A 19167-nucleotide genomic window follows, 5' to 3' on the forward strand; every position below is an offset into this window, starting at 1 on the left:
ACTCCCGGTGGTGATGGGGGGGTAAGTGAGTTCGTCCGGCAGGACACTGCCGACCTTGAAGGGAGAGGTCAGCCGGCCTGACCCTTGGCCATGCAATGAGCGTTGACGAAGGTTGCAGTGTGCTGCAACGACTGACGTATATCCGGTTTGGCTATGCCATGCCTGCTAGCAAATTGCTCGACGGCCGCGGTATCAAAACGAGTGGTCTGGATGAAGTCCAAGGCTTCGGGTTGGGTATTCATGAATCGCGCGACGGGAGGAATGCTCAGTAGCCACTTCAGCAGTCGGAGCGAAACGTGATGCTTGGGAGACTTCAAGCCCAAAGGTTGTGCCACCTGCACCAACATTTCTCGCAAGTTGGGCGTTTGCGCATCCAGCGCCAGCAGTTCCTGGCCCGCCATGGCCGGATCAAAAGCACTCGCCGTCATCAGCTCCACCAGGTAGTCCACGGTGACCAGTGGCAGCCAGTGCCTGGCGGTACCGGGCACGGCCGTGAGCTTTCCCTGCACCAGGTTGCGTATCAGCGCCACCAGCGGCTGGCCGTCGAGGATATGCCCCGTGCGGCTGTGGCCACACACTGTCGCGGGGTGGACAACGGTCAGCTCTCCGCCCTTGGCGGACATGGTCTCCAGGGTCACAAAATGCGCTTCCAGCTTGCTCGCCTCGTAACCACCGACATGCCGGTAAAGCGCAGGCCAATCGGTCCGCTGCGGATGGTGAGGATCGATGCCGATGCGTCGCAGGTGTTCATGGTTTTGCAGCATGTAGCCGCCGATCATCACCAACCGGCTGTTTTGCTCAGCCGCCAGCAGCGCCACGCGCTTGGCTCCTTCCACGTTCACCGCACGAGACTGTTCCAAGGTAAGCCCCCAGGCGAAGTGGGCACCCAGGTGGAAGACGACTCTGGCGTGCCTCAACGCTTCTCGGTCGGCAGGACTCAGCCCGAGCTGATCCCGTTCCAGATCGCCGGCCACGGCCAATACCCGGGAGGCGCAGCCGCCCAAATGGTCGACTTGCTCCCGCAGTGCCGCGAGTCGCTCCGGGCGACGCATCAGCACCCGAACGGTGTGACCTTTTGCACTCAGGTGTGCCAGCAAATGTTGACCGATGAAGCCGGTACCCCCGGTGACAAAGCACTCCACGCTCATTTCCCTGTTCCTTGTTGAAGGTGAGAAACCAAGCGTAAACTATCGACCCAACTCTATGGTCAAGTGGTGTTTTCATGAAAATTGGTGAAATCGAGGCCCGCAGCGGCGCCAGCCGTCATACGCTGCGTTACTACGAGCAAATCGGCCTGATCTCATCGCAGCGGCGAACGAACAACTATCGTGTTTACAACGCACAAACTCTGCAGGATCTTGACTTCATCCAGCGCGCGCAAAGCATGGGGTTTTCCCTGGGGGAAATAGGCGAGATTCTCGATGCGCAGCGCAACAAGCTGATCGACTGCGCCGAGGGCGCCAAGCTCATTGAAAAAAAGATGGCAGAAATCAAACAGAAAATCGCCAACTTCCAAAGCATTTATCGGTATCTGGATGAAGAGCGTGCAAAGCTCGAAGCCAGTGCTGCCGAGCAACTAGCGCTGCAGCGGTTGAACGACGCTTCCAGCTGAGCGCTCAGCTATTTTTGGCGGCCAGTTGTCGCCATATCAGGGCTTTTGTTTGCGGTGTCTCCATTGGCGGCAAGGCGTCTCGCTTGCGCCGGGTCATGCGCAAATTCGAGATGGCGCGAGAGCATGTCATCTACAACGGCCCCCGACATCCCCCTTTGACTCTGTGCCTCAGGCATGCAAATGCTTTTTCAAGAACGACCGAGTTCGTTCGTGAGTCGGGTTTTGCAGGATTTCTTGTGGCGCGCCTTCTTCGACCACCACGCCACCGTCCATGAAGATGATCCGGTCCGCCACTTCGCCGGCAAAGCGCATTTCATGGGTGACGATCAACATGGTCATGTGTTCGGCGGCGAGTTGCTTCATGACCTGGTTGACCTCTTCCACCAGCTCGGGGTCCAGCGCCGAGGTGGCTTCATCGAACAGCATGACCTTGGGGCGCATCGCCAGGGCCCTGGCAATGGCCACGCGCTGTTTCTGCCCGCCGGACAGGCGAGAAGGGTACTCGTCGAACTTGTTGGCCAGGCCGACCTTCGACAGGTACTCCATGGCCAGCTCGCGAGCGGCTGGCCTGGTCAGCCCTTTGAGCTTGATCGGGCCGAGGGCGATGTTTTCATGCACGGTCAGGTGCGGGAACAGGTTGAAGTGCTGGAACACCATGCCCATCTGCTGGCGCACGCTATTGATGTGCTGTTCAAAGGCTCGACCTTTCAAGGGGCGGTTGACGTGTTCGCCTTCCAGCCAGATCTCCCCCTCGTTCAGCACTTCCAGGTGATTGATCGAGCGCAGCAGGGTGCTTTTACCCGAACCACTGGGGCCGATGATGGCGATGATCTGCCCGCGCGAGACAGACAGATCGATGCCTTTGAGCACTTCAAGCGCGCCATAAGCCTTGCGCGCACCCTTGACTTCAACCATGAGCTTTTCTGTGGTCATCGTGACATCTCTACCTTGGTTTCAAGAAGGTGCAGGCCGGCTTCCAGGACAAGATTGACCGCGTAATAAATCACCGCGACGGCCAGATAGAACTCGAACGGGCTGTAGGTCTCGCTCACGGCGCGCTGGGCGCTGTAGACCAGTTCGGCAATGCCGATGATCGACACCAGGGAGGTGTCCTTCAGGAGCACGATCAGGTTGTTGCCCAGGGGCGCCAGGGTACTGCGCAGGGCTTGCGGCACAATCACGTAGCGCTGAGCCTGGCTGCGGCTCAGGCCAATGGAGCGCGCGCCTTCAATCTGCCCCGGATCGACCGACAGGACCCCGGCACGAATGACGTCGGCGTTGTAGACGGCGAAGTGCAGGCTCAGGCCGATGATGCCAGCCATCAATGCCGGGATATCGATCCCCACTTGCACCAGGCCGTAATAGATCAGGTACAGCTGAAGCAGCAGGGGCGTGCCCATCAGCAGCCAGGTCATGAAGCGTATGGGAAGGGATACCAGTTTGGGGGTGTAGAGCACGATAAGGGCGAAGGCTATGCCCGCCATCAGGCTCAATACGCTGGAGCAGAGAAACAAGACGATGGTCCACCAGAGTCCGGTTGCCAGCAGCTCGGAATAGGGGGTGAGGATACTGAGATCGAGGCTTTGCATTGACGCGTCTCACTTTGCCGCGAAGCGTTTGTCGAGGTGGTCAACCAGCAATCTGACCGTGTAGACCATGGCGATATACAAAATGGCCGACACCATGAAGATCTCGAATGGCTTGTAGGTGGAGCTGATAAAGCGCTGCGCTGTATAGGAGAGTTCCACCACCGAGATGGTCGACACCAGGGCCGAGCCCTTGATCAGCGCGACCGCATTGACCCCCAGTGGCCTGATCATCAGCTTGGCGGTTTGCGGCAGGGTGATCAGCCACAGGGTCTGGCCCTTGCCGAAACCGATTGAGCGGGCCGCTTCGACCTGGCCGGGATCGACGTTGCTGATGGCGCCGCGAATGGATTCGGCCATGTAGGCCGCGATGTTCAGGCCCAGGCCGATGACGCCAGCGGAAAACGGCTCCAGCTCAAGGCCGATCTGCGGGCCGCCAAAGTAGAGGAGGAAGAGTTGGACCAGGCAGGGCGTGCCGCGAAAAACGCTGATGTAGACCCTGGCCAGGCAGCGAAGCAGGAAAAAGCCGGACAGCCGGGCCGCCACCAGCACGATGGCGACCAGCAGGCCCAGCAGCAGTGCCAGTAGCGAAACGTGCACCGTGACCCAGGCCGCCTCCAGAAAAAACGGCAGGGTGCGCTGTATGAGTGTCAGATCCATGGGCAGGCTCGAAAAGGTCAGGTTGACTGGCCCGACCCCAGGTCGAGCCAGGCTGAAGAGGAGTCAGCGAATGTCCTTGCCGATCCACTTCATCGAGATCTTTTCGTAGCTGCCATCGGCGAGCATGTCGTTCAGTGCCTGCTGCATCGCCGCCTTGAGCTCGGGGTTGTTCTTGCGCAGCGCAATGCCCATGCCTTCAACCCCACCGTCACTGTCGGGTGGCGTGATGATGCGCACTTTCTGCCCGGTTTCCTTGACGGCCACCAGTACCGGAACGCTGTCCATCACCAGCGCGTCGAGGCGCCCGGCTTCCAGGTCGACCAGCATCTCGGGAAGCCCTTTGTAGGTCTTGACCTTCAGGTTGCCGCGCGCCCTGGCCCATTTGTCGTGGGCATCGCCGAGGGTGACGCCCACCGTCACATCCTTCAGGTCAGCCAGGCTGTTGATCGGCGAGTCTTCCTTCACCACGATGGTGCGGCCGGCGTGGTAGTAGGGGCCGACGAAATCCACGGCCCTCAGGCGTTCAGGGGTGATGGTCATGGAGGCGATGATGGCGTCGTATTTCTTGGCCAGGAGCCCGGCAATGATCCCGTCGAAGGGCGTGGTGACAATGCTGACCTTCACCCCAAGCCGCTGGGCCAGGGCTTCGCTGATGGAGGCGTCGAAGCCGACGATCTGGTTCTGCTCGTTGGCAAAGCTGAAGGGCGAGTATTGCCCGCTCATGGCGATGCGGATTTCTCTGGATTCCCGGATCGATTGCAAGTCATCAGCCTGAGCGGCTGCGGGGCAGAGGAGCGCCGCGGCGGCGACGGTGGATGCGGCAAGCAGACCCTTGAGCGTTCTGGTTAGCATGGGATGGCACCTTTGAAGAATTATTATTTTTTGTTGTGGGCTCTTCACCCTGGCTCGGGAAAAGCTTTGCACAGGTCATTGCGCAAAGCACCCGGCAAGGTGTCCGCGTGCCGGACACATTGCCGGAGTTGGCCGACACTATGTCGGCCAGCCCGGTTTGGGGCACTGTGGCCTCGATCCTGATGCTCTAGCGCAGTGCCGCCTTGAAGCTTTCGTCCAGGACCTCAAGCAGGAAGTCGGCGTTCTTCTGGCTGAAAATCATCGAGGGGCGCATTTTCAGTACGTTGTCGTAGGGGCCTTCGGTGCCGATCAGAATCCCGCGCTCCCGGGCACCATCGGCGACCTTTCTGGCCAGTTGCGTAGCGGGAGCCTTGCTCTTGCGATCGGTGACCAGTTCAATCCCGAGGAACAGCCCCAGGCCGCGTACGTCGCCAATGGCATCGTAGCGCTGCTGCAGCGTGCGAAAGCCATCGAGCAAATAGTTGCCCACCGTCAGTGCGTTGAGTTTCAGGTTGTCGCGTTCAATCACATCGAGAACGCTGAGCCCCACGGCACAGGAAACCGGGTTGCCGGCGAAGGTGTTGAAGTACTCCATGCCATTGTTGAAGCTGTCGGCGATTTCGCGGGTGGTCACCACTGCCGACATCGGGTGCCCGTTGCCAATGGGTTTGCCCATGGACACCGCATCGGGCACCACGCCCTGGGTTTCAAAGGCCCACCAGTGGCTGCCCACTCGACCAAAGCCGACCTGGACTTCATCGGCCAGGCACAGGCCGCCCTCGGCACGCACCATTGCATAGACTTCCTGCAAGTAGTTTTCCGGGAAAAACAGTTGCCCGGCGACGCTGGGAATGGACTCCGCGAGAAAGAACGCCGGGGCCCGGCCCTGCTTGCGCATGCTATCGATCTGCTCGGCGACACTTTGCGCGAAACGCTTGCCCAGCTCCTCGACCGGCCAGTGATCCGCAGCGCGGTAGGCATCCGGCACCGCCGCCTCGAATACGTGTTCTGCACGGCCTTTGCCGGCCTTGCGCTTGTACTTGTAGGGGCTGAGGTCGATCAGCTCCTGGGTGGTGCCGTGGTAGGCCCAGTCCAGCACGATGGCATCGTTGCGCCCGGTGTGATTGCGCGCCATGCGCAGCATCAGGCTATTGGCTTCGCTGCCTGAACAGCCGAAGGAGGCCACCGCCAGGCCTTCGGGCAAAGTCGCGGTGAGCCGCTCGGCGTACTCCACGATGCTGTCGTGAAGGTAGCGGGTGTTGGTGTTCAGGCGTGAAGCCTGGCGCGCCAGGGCCTGCACCACGTCGGGATGGGAGTGGCCCAGGTGGCAGACGTTGTTGAAGCAGTCCAGGTAGGCCCGGCCAAAGTTGTCTATCAACCAGACCCCATCACCGCGTACGAACTTGATCGGGTCCGAGTAGGAAATCGACAAGTTGGGCAGCAGCAGTTGTTTACGCTTGGCCACGATCTCTGCTTTGCTTCTGCCTTCCTGGCTGTAGGTTTCCGCAGGGATTCCGGCCAGGGTCGATGCATCCGGGAACAGGTCGGCCCACACCTCAAGGTAGGCGCGCTCACCGACGCCGATGAACTCGCTCGCTTGCAACTGGGTGTCGGTGGACATCTGGAAATGCACATGGGGCAGCCAGCCGCCGTTTTCCGTGTCTGCGCCCATGTGGCCCACCAGGGCGCCCGCCTCAAGACGGTCCCCGGGCTTGAGGCGGGTCAGCGCTTCGTGGGCCATGTGCCCCCACAGGGTCAGGAACGGCGGGCAGCCCTCAGGCGAATGCTCAAGCATGATCAAGCCGCCATAGCCCAGCGGTTCACGCTCGACCTCGACGCTGCGCACTACGCCGGCAAGCGGTGTGTACAGCGGCGTTCCGGCCGGCATGATCAAGTCGACGCCCAGGTGAATGATCCGACGTTGCCCTGCAATGAAGCGCGATTCAAATGCCGCATCGGTGTAGATGGTCCGTTCTTCGCCCCAGGGGCCGATGCCCAGTGGCACTTGATGTTCAGCCGCAAAATCGTTCCACCATTTCGCCGCCTCTGCCGGACGCTGCTCGGCGGAGGCGACCGTCAGCACATGGGCGGCATCGGCGAACGGCACAATGGCCTTGTTCAGGGTCGCCGCCGCCGGATGCACGATGTCCGCGAAGGCGTGGCGGTTTTCATCCACCCAGCGGCGAACCGCCCCGGCACCTTCTATCGCGTCATAGCCGCAGGCCTTGCGCAGGATCGCCGTCGCCAGGCGCGGGTTCATGCGGTCCATTTTTTCCAGCAGGCGCCAGGCCGGGGCTTCGCTGATGGCCAGGTAAGGATTGTCCTGGGTCTGCTCGTGGCGCGAGGCCGACAAGGTGACGCTGATGACCAGGCGCATGGCGATCAGGTTGAACAGCACGTCCAGTTCTTGCGGCTGCAGCGGGTAGCGCTCGTGGAAGCCGGCGGTGAGGGCGGCGGCCGCGCCGATGGGGTCCTCCATGTCGAGAATGGAGTAGGCGCAGGTGATGGCGACTTCGGCAATCAGCACCGTATGCACGGCATCGCCAAAGTCGATGATGCCCGAGACCTGCTGATGAGTCTGCGGGTCGACGAGGATGTTCCAGTCATTGCCGTCATTGTGAATGACCTGCGTGCGCAACCGCGCAAGCCTGGGTTGCACGGTGTTTTCGAACGCGGTAATGAAGCGCTCCAGAATGGCTCGTCGGCCAGGGTCCTTGACGAAATGCAGGCGCGATCTGGAGCGCGCGGCGTGCCGCAGGTCCCAGTCCAGGTCGCGCACCGCACCGGGATGCATGAAGCCCTGCAACGCACGATCCATGTCGGCGAACGATTGGCCCAGGCTGCGCATGAGGGCGAAGGTGCGCTTGACCTCGGCCAGGGGAGTGCCGTGCAGCCAGCTCACCAGGCGCACCGCATGGGTTTCACCGGAGGGCGCCACGGCCGAGGCGAGGAAGCCACCGGCAAGGCTCTTCTTCAGCTGCGGCACGGCAAGCTCGGGGTTGTAGCTGGCGAGGTGGCTGAGGATGGCCGTCTGCAGCTCGCTTTCAGTTCGCGGTTCACTCGAATTGACCACCTTCAGAATCCACCCCGCATCGCTTGCAGTGTTCAACCGGTAGTTGCAGTCGCGCTCGCCATCCAGGGGCGAGGCCGTGGCGACGACATTGAAAAGCTGCTCGGCCAGTTGTTCGGCATCGCGGGGCGAGAACTGCGGGGCGGGATGGGAAAGGTTGGTCATGGTAATGGTTTTCCAAGTTATTGTTTTCAGTTAGCTTGGCATGCGAAATCCTTGACGGCAGTAGGTATGCGGTCGGTGTTGGCCTGCATATTGTCGGAATCGACCGGCACAAATTCGGTAGTCAAAGTGAGGAGTCTTGATGCGCGACCTGGACGTGAAAGATCGCGAAATACTGGACATTCTGTCTAAAGAAGCGCGGATTGCCCTGAAGGCCCTGGCCGCGAGAATCGGACTGTCCAGAAGCGCCACCAGCGAGCGTGTCCTCAACCTTGAGCGCAATGGCGTGATCAGGGGCTACCGGGCGGATATTGGCGAAATCGACGCCAACGTGATTCGCGCCATGTTTCTGGTGTGCCTGAAACGCACGCCGGCCATCAGCCTGCTGGACATGCTGGCCCAGCACTCCCAGGTGCGACGCATCTCTTCGGTCAGTGGCCAGCTCGATCTGGTGATCGAGATCGAATCCCGCACCATTGATGACCTGAACCGAGTCCGGGATGCCGTAGCCAGTCATGAGTCCGTCGAGGACATCACCACGGCGGTGGTGCTTCGGCGCGACATCGACCGGCAGACTTCCTGATTCTGCGACACGAAGAGCGGGCGGGATGTGCCTGCGAGAAGTGCCGGGCGCACCCGCAAAAGCTCTGAAATGCTCGCTTGGCGCCCGTCCCCGGCAGCCGGATGTGGGAGGGCGGGCCCATTCCCTTGCGGCAATCGCCCGCTTCCCACCCTGTACAAGGTGCATCGCAAAACCATAAAATGAGAAGCATTATCATTAATGCGAATCTGCCATGCACAACCACAGCCTCTCTTCGCCCGTCGCCCAGTTGTATGCGAACCATCACGGCTGGCTGCGGGGCTGGCTGCACCGGCGCCTGGGGCACAGTGCCGATGCCGAGGACCTGGCCCATGACACCTTTATCCGGGTGCTGCGCTCCCAGGAGGATGTGCGTGAGTTGCGCCAGCCCATGGCGTTCCTGGCCACCATTGCCAACGGCCTGCTGATCAATCGCTGGCGCCGCCAGGCGATCGAACGGGCTTATCTGGAAGCCCTGGCGGCGCGGCCGGTGGGGGAGGAGCCTTCGCCGGAGGAGCGGCATCTGATGATCGAGACCCTGTTGCAGCTGGATTCGCTGCTGGTGGGGTTGTCGTCGCGGGTGCGGCAGATTTTCTTTCTGTCCCAGCTCGATGGCCTGACCTATCCGCAGATCGCTGCGCAGTTGGGCTTGACCGTGGCCCAGGTGCAGCGGGCCATGGGCAAGGCCTTCAGTGTCTGTTACGCGAGCCGTTTTGAATGAGTGGCGCTGCGGTCGATCCCCGAGTGCGGGACAACGCCATCGACTGGCTGGTGCGGATGCAGTCCGGGCTGATGAGCGCCGCGGACCATCAGGCCCTGCAGCAGTGGCGGCAAGCCAGCGTCGAGCATGAATACGCGTGGCAGCGGGTCAGCAGCCTGCCGCTGATGTTGCAGCCAGGGGCCAATCTGTTGGCCGATGCCACGGCGCGCCGGGCATTGCAAGCGGCGGGCGCCGATCCGCAGCGACGGCGACAGGTGCTCAAGTGCCTGCTGGCCCTGGGGCTGTTGGGGGGCATGTCCTGGCAGGGGCCGGATTCCACCCTGGTGCGCTCAGCCCTGGCCAGTTATCGCACTGGCGTCGGCGAGCGACGCCATTGGGCCCTGGCCGACGGTGGCTCGCTATGGCTGAACACCGCCAGTGCGGTGAACCTGGACCTGAGCGCCCGGCAGCGCAGCCTGCAATTGATCGAGGGCGAACTGGCTCTGGACACCCCGGCGGGCTCTGCATCCCTGCAACTGTCGACCCCGGATGCGGTGCTCTATAGCCGTGGTGCCAACCTGCTGGTGCGTCACGATCGCCTGGGCACCCAGGTGACGGTGTTGCGCGGGCTGGTGCAGGTGAGCGCACGGCAGCACCCAGCACCGCTGGCGTTGCAGGCCGGCTGGCAAACCCGAGTCGATGGCCGGGGAGCAGGGCGGCCAAGCCCCATCGATACGTTTCTGGCCCAGGCCTGGATGCGCGGCATCCTGCCCGCCGAGCGCATGCGCCTGGATCAGTTGCTGGCAGAGCTGTCGCGCTATCGCCCGGGCTTCTTGCGTTGCAGCGAAGCCGTGGCGGGCCTGCGCGTAACCGGCAGTTTCCAGTTGGACGACACCGATGCCGCCCTGGCCCTGGTAGCCAATACCTTGCCGGTGCGCATCGAGCGAAGAACCCGTTACTGGGTGACCGTGGTGCCGGCCTGAAACTTTTTTTTCACCGGCGCGATAGTTTTTTCGATCTGGCTTGGCCTTCAGGTATTACCCACCGGCACAGGTGGGTTTCGATCCCTAGGAGCCCTGCATGATTTTCCCTGCTCGTGTCTTGCGTACCCATACCTTCGGCCTGCTGTTGCTCGGTTTGCAGCCGCTCTGTAGTGAAGTGGTGTTGGCTGCCGGCGAGCGCCACTACAGCATCGGCGCCGGTCCCCTGGACCAGGTGCTGTCGCGCTTTGGCGCCGAGGCGGGCATCAGCATGGCCGGCAGTGCGCTGCTCACCGCAGGCAAGACCAGCCAGGGCCTGCAAGGGGATTTCAATACCGAGGCGGGCTTGAACCAGCTGCTGGCGGGCACCGGCCTGGGCTACGTGCGCCAGGCCGACGGCGGCTATGCCTTGCGCCTGCGCCTTGATGCGGTGTCGCTGCCGACCCAGAAGGTCAAGGGCGAAAATCCTGACGAGGAAGAGGTGTACCGGGCACCGCGTTCATCGGTGTACATCTCTGCTGACGACATGCAGCGCTTTGGCGTGGTGTCGGTGGGCGACATGCTCAAGGGCCAGCCCGGGGTCCAGGTCGGTGACAGCCGCAATGGCGGCGGCCTGGATGTGAACATCCGCGGCATCCAGGGCCAGAGCCGGGTGGCGGTGACGGTGGACGGTTCGCAGCAGGCGCTGGATGTCTATCGCGGTTATGCCGGGACCCAGCAACGCAGCTACATCGACCCGGACATGATCAGCGACATCGCCATCGACAAGGGCCCGAGCCTGACCTCCAGTGCCATAGGCGGCACGGTGAAGATGCGCACCCTCGGGGTCGGCGACATCCTCAAGGACGGTCAGAATATCGGCCTGCGCCTCAAGGGTGATGTCTGGAACAACGGTGTGGCCCCGGCCTCCCGCGATCCGCACTCCAAGACCCAGGACCTGTACTCCGAGCCGCATCAGAGCCGCGGCGGGCTGTTCGGCTCGGAGGCCGAGGCCGGCAGTGCCGCGTTCGCCTATTCCCATGAATTCTTCGATGTGGTGGCGGCCTACGCCCATCGCAATCAGGGCAACTATTTCGCCGGCAAGAAGGGCCAGGATCGCTACCGCACCTATGACCGTTACGGCGATGAAGAGACCAGCGTCGCCACCACCTACAACGCCGGGGAAGAGGTGCTGAACTCCTCGTCGAAGACCGAATCCTGGCTGCTCAAGACCACCCTGCGCCCGGCGGACGGCCACACCTTCGACCTGGGCTACCGGCGCTACGACGGACGCATCGGCGAGATCATGCCCTCGGACATCTTCCGTTTCGGTACTGGCGGCATCTACCAGTACCCCCTGGGCCACACCCAGATCGACACCTACACCGCGCGCTACAACTACCTGCCTGCAGGCAACCCGCTGGTGGACCTGAGCGCCGACCTGTGGATGACCGATGCGCAGACCAGCCAGTTGACCGCCGTCTCGGCGCCGGCATCCCAGGCCTACCGTTCGGACCGCAACTGGAGCCGCCAGGCCGATCGCCGGGTGGGCGGTGGCCTGGCCAATACCTCGCGTTTCGAGACCGGCTACGGCGACTTGAAGCTGGACCTGGGCAGCTCGTTCCAGCTGGAGGAACTGCGCCCGCAGAAAAGCGTGGCCACCACCCAGGACGATATCAACGCCAACCGCATGCTGCGCGAAGGTTCGCGGCAGGAGTTCAGTTTCAACGGCAAGCTGGAGTACAAGCCGGTGGACAGCCTCACCCTGTGGGGCGGCGGGCGCTACACCCACTATCGCAGCAAGGATCACGTGCCCACGGCCACGGCGCGTCGCGAGGAACGTGACCTGCGCTACCTGCGGGTTTCCAACGGCGACAATTCCGGCAACATGATGTGGTTCCCCGACCAGAACGGCCAGTACACCGACGCCACCGACCCGCGCCTGAACAACGGCATCGTCTTCCAGAACACCAACTTCCCCTTCGAGGGCGTGCGCTACAACGACTTTGGCGCCACCGACTCCACGGTCTATCCGTCCCAGGTCGGCGAAGTGGTCACCGGCTACAACTACTCCGGCAAGAACAGCAACAGCGGTGGCGCCTTTGCCCCGGCCTTCGGTATCAATATCGAAGTGCTGCCGGACACCTTCGTGTATGCCTCGTACACCCAGGGCTTTCGCATGCCGTCGCTGTTCGAAACCAGCCAGGGCGTGCAGCAGACGATGCCCGGCAAGGGCCTCAAGCCCGAGCGTTCGAGCAACTGGGAGATCGGCGCCAGCACCCTGCAAAAGGGCCTGCTGGTGGATGACGACTCGGCGGCGTTCAAGCTGGCCTACTTCAACAACACCATCAAGAACTACATCACCCGCTACTACGACCCGAGCCCGGGCCTGTGGGGCCTGATGCGCTTCAGCAACACCGACAGCTACAAAACCAGCGGCCTGGAACTGCAGACCCGCTACGATGCCGGGCGGGTGTTTGCCGACCTGTCGTCCACCTACTACCTGAAGACCGAAACCTGCGACGCGGCTTTCGCGGCCACCCTGCGCGCCACCAGCAACCCCTACCAGAAAACCGCCGACACTCCGGACTGCACCCCGGGCAGCTTCATGGGCTCCTACACCAACACCCAGAACCCGCCACGCTTTGCCGGCAACCTGACCACTGGCCTGCGCTTCTTCGACCAGAGCCTGACCCTCGGCACGCGCATCACCTACACCTCCGGCCCCACGGTTACCGCCGACAAGCCCTGGCAGACCGGCGCCACCACGCCGCAACTGAATTACCGCGAAGTGGCGTTGTTCGATCTGTTCCTCAACTACAAACTGAAGGAAGACGCCAGCCTCAACGTGTCGCTGCAGAACCTCACCGACCGCTACTACCTGGACCCGCTGGCGCAGAGCTTCATGCCGGCACCGGGGCGCACGCTGCGGGTGGGGATGCAGGCGAAGTTCTAGGATGCGGGCGGCCCTCTCCGGACCAGGCAGCAAGGTGCGGCCTTGCCGCGCCGGCCTTTTACTGCGGCGGGTCGACGCAGTAAAGTAGGCCGCTTTCGCCCCCATTGGCCGGCACTCGCCCCTGATCTGAGCGGTATTGCCAAAGGGATCTGGCCCTCGCTGCGTTACAGATAAGGATATCCAATGAAGACCCTGGTAAAGCGCCTCCGCCCCCTGGCTGTTCTGGTTTCAGTCACGCTCTTGAGCGCCTGTGCCCCGCTGGGCAGTTCCGACCTCAATGGCAGCGCCACGCAGAACCCGACCAACCAGCTCCTGGAGGTCATCGATGGCGCGACCCGGGACGGTATGTCCGTGGTGCTGGTGCCGGCGCTCATGCCCAACAAGAGCGTGACCGACCTCTCCAGCTATTCCCATCGCGTGATCTTCAGCAACAAGGACCAGCCGAGCCAGGGCTACATGCAGTCCTTCGCCAATAACGACCTGGAGAAAATCAAGGAAACCGTATTTCTCTGGGACTTCCTTGAAGTGCACATCGTCCCGCCGGGAACCTACCTGATGTCCGGCGGCATTGATTACAGGATCGACAGCAGCCTGGCCCAGGTAGGCGCTGCGAAGGGCCAGCCGACCAGCAGTGCCCGTGGTTCGGTGGACATGTCTGCGGTGCTGTATCGCCAGTTCGTCAAGGAACAATACTGGCGCGACGCTTCCTACGCGGATACCACCCACACCCAGAATGTCTGCAGTACCGTGCATGTCGCCTCCGGCCAGTGCGTGGCCTGGCAAGAGCAGCAATACAACACGCGCCGGCAGGTGTCGGAAGGCGGTTGGACCGAAGGCACCAAGATCCGTGATGTCCAGTCCGTCAAGTTGAAGGCACAGATCCCCGACGCCTACGCGCCCCTGGCCTTCAGTATCCAGCCCGGCCAGATACTGCTCAGCGACCGCTTCCACCTGAAAACCCCGGCCGTGAGCTACGACAAGAAGACTTGCAAGGCTATCGACCCGCAGAACATCAAATGCGCACTGCGGGATATCCAGGTCTACGTGAGGCCGGCCCCCGTGGAACTGGTCAAGAAGTTCAGCGACAAGGAGCTGGCGAATGTCAACGACACAGGCCGCCGGGTGCTGGCGCGTATCGAACCGATGAAAACCCGCCTGCAAGGGGACACCGGCATGGAAGACCTGGTGTGGGGCATCCCGGTTTCCCTGAAGAAAACCGCCAGGTAAGGGGGCTTGCCTTGGGGCGCGGAGAACAGCGCGCAGCGCCACGGGCCATTGCTAGTTGAAGGAGCTGCGCAAGCCTTTGATGACCTGTTCGATGGAGGGCCCTTGAATGGCCGGCGGTTGCGGGTTTTCGCCGAATTCGCGCCAGATGAACAGGGTCAGTTCCGCCCCGTCAGTCAATGACAGGGCGTTTTCCTCATGGGCGAAAGTTTCAAGCAGCCGGTAGCGCTGATCGCTCCAGAACAGCTCCTCGACCCAGGGGTACACCGGAATAAAGTGGAAATGGATGGGGTAGCCGGGGGCATGGCCGAACCGGCTGATGTACAGCCACTTGGGTTTGAGCTGCAGCTCCAGGTTTTTCTGCACCCTGGCGAGCAGGCCGCCCAACTCCGTCAGGGCGCTCTCGGGCAGCTCGGCCAGTGAATTGACCCGGGATCGCGAGCCCAGCATCAGGTAGCCGGGCAGGGCGGACGACAGGTGATGATTGAGCACCCAATGGTCGGTTTGCAGAATGATGAACTCGGGGGCTATGCCCACCTGCTGGGCGGAGTTCAAGGCATGGGCTCCTGTTCGGGAAGGTCGCTCTTGTATTCGCCCCACTGCATGTACGCGTAGTACCGGGTCATTGCTTCGAAGTGGCTGGGGGCTTCCACTTCCCACACAAGCCGGGCGTCGGGGTGAAGCAGTTTGCGTGCGGTGTTTCCCTGTGGGCCGCTCAGACAGAAGGTCTGGCAGTCATCCGGCTCCATCCAGAGTTGGTAGTTCATCTCTTGCGCTTCTGAGTGTGGGGGAGGCTATCGTCGTTGTGGCTCGACCAATCTAGATCGAGCCGACCGAGCGCAGATATTTCCGTGCCTGAGGGCTGGAGATCTTTTCGGGTTCAAGCACATACAGCGAGCTCCAGAGCGGTGGTAAACCCAGTTCCTCCATGTAGGACGTGAAGCTGTTGAAAGGCTCGGTGCCAATGACTTCGGCGCTGAGCCAGAGCAACTCGCACTCCTGGCAAAGGTGCAGGATTTCCTGCGTTGCCCGCACTTGAACCTGGGTTACTTCGCCTTGTTCACATTCCGGACACAGCATTTTTTCACCTCCCCAATGGGCGCGCAGTCTATCACTGACCAGGTTGCACGCGGCCAGCAACGAAGGTCTGCCTGCGCTCAGAAACCCGCCATGGAGGACGCTGCTTTCGACCCTGTCCGGAGCGGGCCTTTGCGGCACCCGCATCCCCGGCCCCGGTCGCATAAATTTGAAATGCCCGGCATTGCTCGCCAGAATCGCCCCCCGATCCGGCACAAGGTGCCGGACCTTGGTGGTGAAAAGGGGCAGCAGTTGAATCAGCAGACATTGTCCATGCGCCTGGCGCGCGTGGCGGCGCATGTACCAACCGGCGCACGCCTGGCCGATATCGGCTCGGATCACGGCTATCTGCCGGTGGCCTTGCTGCTGCGCGGCAGCATCAGCGCGGCGGTGGCCGGAGAGGTGGCGTTGACGCCGTTCCACGCGGCCCGGCGCACGGTGCGCGACAACGGCCTGGAGCAGCAGGTCAGCGTGCGCCTGGCCGATGGCCTGGCGGCGATCGAACCGGGCGACGCCATCAGCGCCATCAGCCTGTGCGGCATGGGTGGCGAGACCATCCGCGACCTGCTGCAAGCCGGCAAGGCGCGCCTCAATGGCCAGGAGCGGTTGATCCTGCAGCCCAACGGGGGCGAGCAGCCCCTGCGCCAGTGGCTGATGGACAACGGCTACCGCATCCTGTGCGAAGAGGTGCTGCGGGAAAACCGTTTCGACTACGAAATCATCGTCGCCGAGCGCACAGGGCCGGTGAGCTACAGCCCCCGGGAGCTGTACTTCGGCCCTCTGCAACTGCAGGCCCGCAGCCCGGCGTTCTTGGCCAAATGGCAGCGCCTGCTGCGCCTGAAACAGCGCACCCTGGAAAACTTCAGCCGGGCACAGGCGGTGCCCGAAGAGAAGGTGCAGGACATGGCCCGGCAGGTGCGCTGGATCAGCGAGTTGCTGGGCTGAGTGCGCCAGGCGGCCGCTTGCCAGGGCCCGGTGCCAATCACCGCCGGCCCGTACGACACGCTACCGAGCCGCGCAATGTCCCACGCTCAGCGCGTTGCCGGCTCCAGGCCTTATGCCTGGGGCTGGATGGCCGGCGGCGTCGAAACCTGTTGCAGGAACCGTTCGATCAGCCATCGCGCCGCCGGGCCCGGCGGCGTGTCGCTGCGGTAGATGGCGTCGAAGGGGTAGATCCCGCTTTGATATTCCGGAAGATTCAGGCGCACCAGCCGGCCGCTGCGCAGGTCCTCCTCGACCATGGGCCGCGGCATGTTGCCCCAGCCGATGCCGGCACGCAGCAACATGTGCTTGGCGCCCAGGTCCGCCAGCCGCCAGGTGCGGTTGCTCAGCACCGCGAAATCCCTGCCCCGGGTCAGCGTCGAGCGGTCCGACAGCACCAGCTGGATGAATTCGCGCCCGGCGCCGGTCAGGTTGGCATCGCTGGCGGCCAGGGGATGATCCGGCGCGGCCACCGGAATCAGCTCGACACTGCCCACACCAATTCTTTCGATCCCGTCGATGCTTTCGTTCATCGGCCCACTGATGCCGACGACTGCGCCGCGCTCGATCACCCGCTCGGTGACTGCTCCCAGGGCTTCCATGTGCAGGTGCAGGGCCACCGTGGGAAAGGCTTCGCGAAAGGCCTTGAGGGCGTCCACCACACGCTCGGGGGCCAGCATCACATCGAGCACCAGGTGGACCTCGGCCTCCAGGCCTTGCAACAGACCCCTGACCTTGGCACGCAGGCCATGGACGCCGTTGGCGATGGTCCTGGCCTCCACGAGCACGGTGCGTCCGGCCTCGGTGAGTTGCGGCTTGCGCGTGCTCTGGCGGTCGAACAGCGAGACCCCGAGCTGCATTTCCAGGTTGGCGATGGAGTAGCTGATGACGGACGTAGCGCGGTGCAGTTTTCTTGCGGCGCCGACGAAGCTGCCGACTTCCACCACGGTCAGGAATACGCGCAATTGGTCCAGCGTCGGGGTGCCGGGGTCGGAGATCATCTCGGGTTCCTTGAGCGTTATCGGCGTTGACGCCCCGGCAGTGTGATCGATTCCAGCCGGGGAGGGGTTGAGGCAGTGTCCAGTGAGCGTTGTATTCTTGCCTATTTTATCGAACCTAATGATCTAAATTAGTCGGCTATTCAGAGAAGCTGTGGCGGCGCAAGCTTTCTTCACCCGGGCGATTCATCTCGGATCGCACCCAACTGAAGGAAATACCTCATGTCCGCTTCTGCCCATATTGCTCAGCCCGACACTCGCCAACAAAGCCGCTCCGATACTCCCCAGGCCGTGGCCGCACTGGCTGGCCGAGTGCTGCTCAGCGCGATCTTCCTGCTGTCCGGCGTCTCGAAGCTGGCGGCACCGGCGATGATGATCGGTTACATCGGCTCTGTCGGCTTGCCATTTCCGCAGCTGGCCCTGGCCCTGGCGGTCATCGTTGAAATCGGCGGCGGCCTGGCCCTGGTCGCTGGCTGGCGGACCCGCACTGTCGCGGCATTGCTGGCGTTGTTCAGCGTGGTCACTGCCTTGGCCTTCCATAACGCACTGGGCGACCAGAACCAGTTCATCCACTTCTTCAAGAACCTGGCCATGGCCGGTGGCCTGTTGCAGGTCGTGGCGTTCGGTGCCGGTCGTTTCAGCCTCGACGCCCGCCGTCGCTGATCACCCGCCAGCGGGGGTCGGTTCCCTCGCGGCGGTTGCGGTTTCCCTGTGTTTTCTTGCCTGATCGAGGTATCCATGAAAGCCATACGTGCCTACCAATACGGCAGTCCCGATGTCCTGCGCCTGGAAGAAGTTGCCGACCCTGTGGCCGGCGAAGGTGAAGTGCTGATCGATGTCGCCGGTGCTGGAGTCAACCCTATCGACTGGAAGATCCTGTCCGGTGCCATGCAGGCATTCATCCCGCTGCCACTGCCTTTCACCCCGGGGGTCGAGGTGGCCGGGCGGGTGCTTGCCACCGGCCGGGGCGCCAGCCGGTTCGAGGTCGGTGACCGGGTGTTCGGTTTCATCAACATCACGGGCGGCTATGCCGGCAAGGCGGTTGCCCGGGAATCCTCGCTGGCGTTGCTGCCCCGTTCCCTCACTGCGTTGCAGGCCGGCGCCGTGCCCGCCACGGCGCTGACCGCCTGGCAGGCCCTGACCGAACATGCCGGCGTGCAGCCCGGGCAGAAGGTGTTGATCCATGCCGCGGCAGGAGGTGTGGGCAGCATGGCGGTGCAGATCGCCAAGTACCTGGGGGCCGAGGTCATCGCCAGCGCTTCGGCGGACAACCATGCCTACCTCAAAGGGCTAGGGGCCGATCAGGTCATCGACTATCGCCGCCAGGATTTCACTCAATGGCGGCCCGCGGTCGATGTGGTCCTGGACCTGGTGGGGGAGCAAACCCAGGCGCTGTCGTTCGCCCTGTTGAAACGGCACGGGGTGCTGGTTTCCCCGGTGAGCCAGCCCGACATCACCCTGGCCAACGACTATGGCGTGACCCCGGTGAATTTCGCCACCCGTGGTGATGGTGGCCAGTTGGCGAGGATTGCCGAGCTGTTCGACCAGGGCCGCTTGCAGGTCGCTGTCCAAGCCTTCCCCCTGAGTGACGCCCCGCAGGCGCTGGAAAAAAGCAGGGGCCGCCATGGCCATGGCAGGCTGGTCCTCGACATGGCCCGCTGATCGCTTGGCGGGCTCCCAGAACAGCCGGCACCACCGGCAAGCCAGGGCGGCGGTCCAGGGTACGGGCCTGCCGCTTGCGGCATTGGCG

General features: G+C 62.8%; 19 protein-coding genes. 9 read left to right on the forward strand and 10 right to left on the reverse strand.

Going from position 1 to position 19167, the window contains the following annotated elements; genetic code table 11:
• Positions 1-68: 68 nt before the first annotated feature.
• Positions 69-1148 carry an SDR family oxidoreductase gene (locus F6S12_RS04000; RefSeq protein WP_015635130.1) on the reverse strand — a complete coding sequence of 360 codons (1080 nt, stop codon included), beginning with the start codon at positions 1146-1148 and terminating at the stop codon, positions 69-71.
• Positions 1149-1222: 74 nt separating this feature from the next.
• Here F6S12_RS04000 and F6S12_RS04005 point away from each other — a divergent pair, with 74 nt between their 5' ends.
• On the forward strand, positions 1223-1612 hold the full coding sequence (locus F6S12_RS04005) for a MerR family transcriptional regulator (RefSeq protein WP_015635131.1): 390 nt from the start codon (positions 1223-1225) through the stop codon (positions 1610-1612).
• Positions 1613-1780: 168 nt separating this feature from the next.
• Here the strand turns inward: F6S12_RS04005 and F6S12_RS04010 are convergent, their stop codons facing one another.
• From F6S12_RS04010 to F6S12_RS04030, 5 genes are all read right to left on the reverse strand, one after another.
• A complete protein-coding gene (locus F6S12_RS04010; RefSeq protein WP_047285775.1) occupies positions 1781-2545 on the reverse strand; it encodes an amino acid ABC transporter ATP-binding protein in 765 nt (254 codons plus the stop codon).
• Positions 2542-3201 (reverse strand): amino acid ABC transporter permease, encoded by a 660-nt coding sequence (locus F6S12_RS04015; protein ID WP_011060658.1) that lies wholly within the window; start codon positions 3199-3201, stop codon positions 2542-2544. Before F6S12_RS04015 ends, F6S12_RS04010 begins: the two co-directional genes overlap by 4 nt.
• Positions 3202-3210: 9 nt before the next feature.
• Entirely contained in the window at positions 3211-3858 is a 648-nt protein-coding gene (locus F6S12_RS04020) for an amino acid ABC transporter permease (protein ID WP_011060659.1), read from the reverse strand.
• Between the two features lie 63 nt (positions 3859-3921).
• Positions 3922-4710, reverse strand: a complete 789-nt coding sequence (locus F6S12_RS04025) for an ABC transporter substrate-binding protein (protein ID WP_011060660.1) — start codon at positions 4708-4710, stop codon at positions 3922-3924.
• 187 nt (positions 4711-4897) lie between these two features.
• A complete protein-coding gene (locus F6S12_RS04030; RefSeq protein WP_315868730.1) occupies positions 4898-7945 on the reverse strand; it encodes an aminotransferase class III-fold pyridoxal phosphate-dependent enzyme in 3048 nt (1015 codons plus the stop codon).
• Between the two features lie 139 nt (positions 7946-8084).
• On the opposite strand from F6S12_RS04030, the gene F6S12_RS04035 reads away from it, so the two are divergent.
• From F6S12_RS04035 to F6S12_RS04055, 5 genes are all read left to right on the forward strand, one after another.
• Entirely contained in the window at positions 8085-8525 is a 441-nt protein-coding gene (locus F6S12_RS04035; RefSeq protein ID WP_011060662.1) for an Lrp/AsnC family transcriptional regulator, read from the forward strand.
• 211 nt (positions 8526-8736) lie between these two features.
• A complete protein-coding gene (locus F6S12_RS04040; RefSeq protein WP_011060663.1) occupies positions 8737-9243 on the forward strand; it encodes a sigma-70 family RNA polymerase sigma factor in 507 nt (168 codons plus the stop codon).
• Positions 9240-10205 (forward strand): FecR domain-containing protein, encoded by a 966-nt coding sequence (locus tag F6S12_RS04045; protein WP_161466962.1) that lies wholly within the window; start codon positions 9240-9242, stop codon positions 10203-10205. The genes F6S12_RS04040 and F6S12_RS04045 overlap by 4 nt, the downstream gene beginning before the upstream one ends.
• A 97-nt stretch (positions 10206-10302) precedes the next feature.
• Positions 10303-13137 carry a TonB-dependent receptor gene (locus F6S12_RS04050; RefSeq protein WP_011060665.1) on the forward strand — a complete coding sequence of 945 codons (2835 nt, stop codon included), beginning with the start codon at positions 10303-10305 and terminating at the stop codon, positions 13135-13137.
• 183 nt (positions 13138-13320) lie between these two features.
• Positions 13321-14364, forward strand: coding sequence for a hypothetical protein (locus tag F6S12_RS04055; RefSeq protein ID WP_161466963.1), 1044 nt, complete (start codon positions 13321-13323; stop codon positions 14362-14364).
• A 51-nt stretch (positions 14365-14415) separates the two neighbouring features.
• Here the strand turns inward: F6S12_RS04055 and F6S12_RS04060 are convergent, their stop codons facing one another.
• The 3 genes from F6S12_RS04060 to F6S12_RS04070 are packed head-to-tail and all read right to left on the reverse strand — an operon-like array spanning position 14416 to position 15738.
• Positions 14416-14898, reverse strand: coding sequence for an HIT family protein (locus F6S12_RS04060; RefSeq protein WP_077935005.1), 483 nt, complete (start codon positions 14896-14898; stop codon positions 14416-14418).
• A 14-nt stretch (positions 14899-14912) separates the two neighbouring features.
• Complete coding sequence (locus tag F6S12_RS04065) at positions 14913-15128, reverse strand: hypothetical protein (RefSeq protein WP_019095014.1); 216 nt, start codon at positions 15126-15128, stop codon at positions 14913-14915.
• 52 nt (positions 15129-15180) lie between these two features.
• On the reverse strand, positions 15181-15738 hold the full coding sequence (locus F6S12_RS04070; protein WP_236186924.1) for a hypothetical protein: 558 nt from the start codon (positions 15736-15738) through the stop codon (positions 15181-15183).
• On the opposite strand from F6S12_RS04070, the gene F6S12_RS04075 reads away from it, so the two are divergent.
• Complete coding sequence (locus tag F6S12_RS04075) at positions 15691-16383, forward strand: tRNA (adenine(22)-N(1))-methyltransferase (protein WP_026022876.1); 693 nt, start codon at positions 15691-15693, stop codon at positions 16381-16383. The two genes, F6S12_RS04070 and F6S12_RS04075, sit on opposite strands and share 48 nt — an antisense overlap.
• A gap of 110 nt (positions 16384-16493) precedes the next feature.
• On the opposite strand, the gene F6S12_RS04080 is transcribed toward F6S12_RS04075, so the two are convergent.
• The gene (locus F6S12_RS04080) at positions 16494-17420 is read right to left on the reverse strand and encodes a LysR family transcriptional regulator (RefSeq protein WP_315868731.1); all 927 of its coding nucleotides are present in this window, start codon (positions 17418-17420) and stop codon (positions 16494-16496) included.
• A gap of 219 nt (positions 17421-17639) precedes the next feature.
• Between F6S12_RS04080 and F6S12_RS04085 the strand changes: the two genes are divergently transcribed.
• Positions 17640-18080, forward strand: coding sequence for a DoxX family protein (locus F6S12_RS04085; protein ID WP_011060672.1), 441 nt, complete (start codon positions 17640-17642; stop codon positions 18078-18080).
• Between the two features lie 75 nt (positions 18081-18155).
• The gene (locus F6S12_RS04090; RefSeq protein ID WP_171053474.1) at positions 18156-19079 is read left to right on the forward strand and encodes an NADP-dependent oxidoreductase; all 924 of its coding nucleotides are present in this window, start codon (positions 18156-18158) and stop codon (positions 19077-19079) included.
• Positions 19080-19167 lie beyond the last annotated feature (88 nt).

The sequence above is a fragment of the Pseudomonas sp. JV245A genome (genome assembly GCF_032424515.1).
Taxonomy (GTDB): Bacteria; Pseudomonadota; Gammaproteobacteria; order Pseudomonadales; family Pseudomonadaceae; genus Aquipseudomonas; species Aquipseudomonas protegens.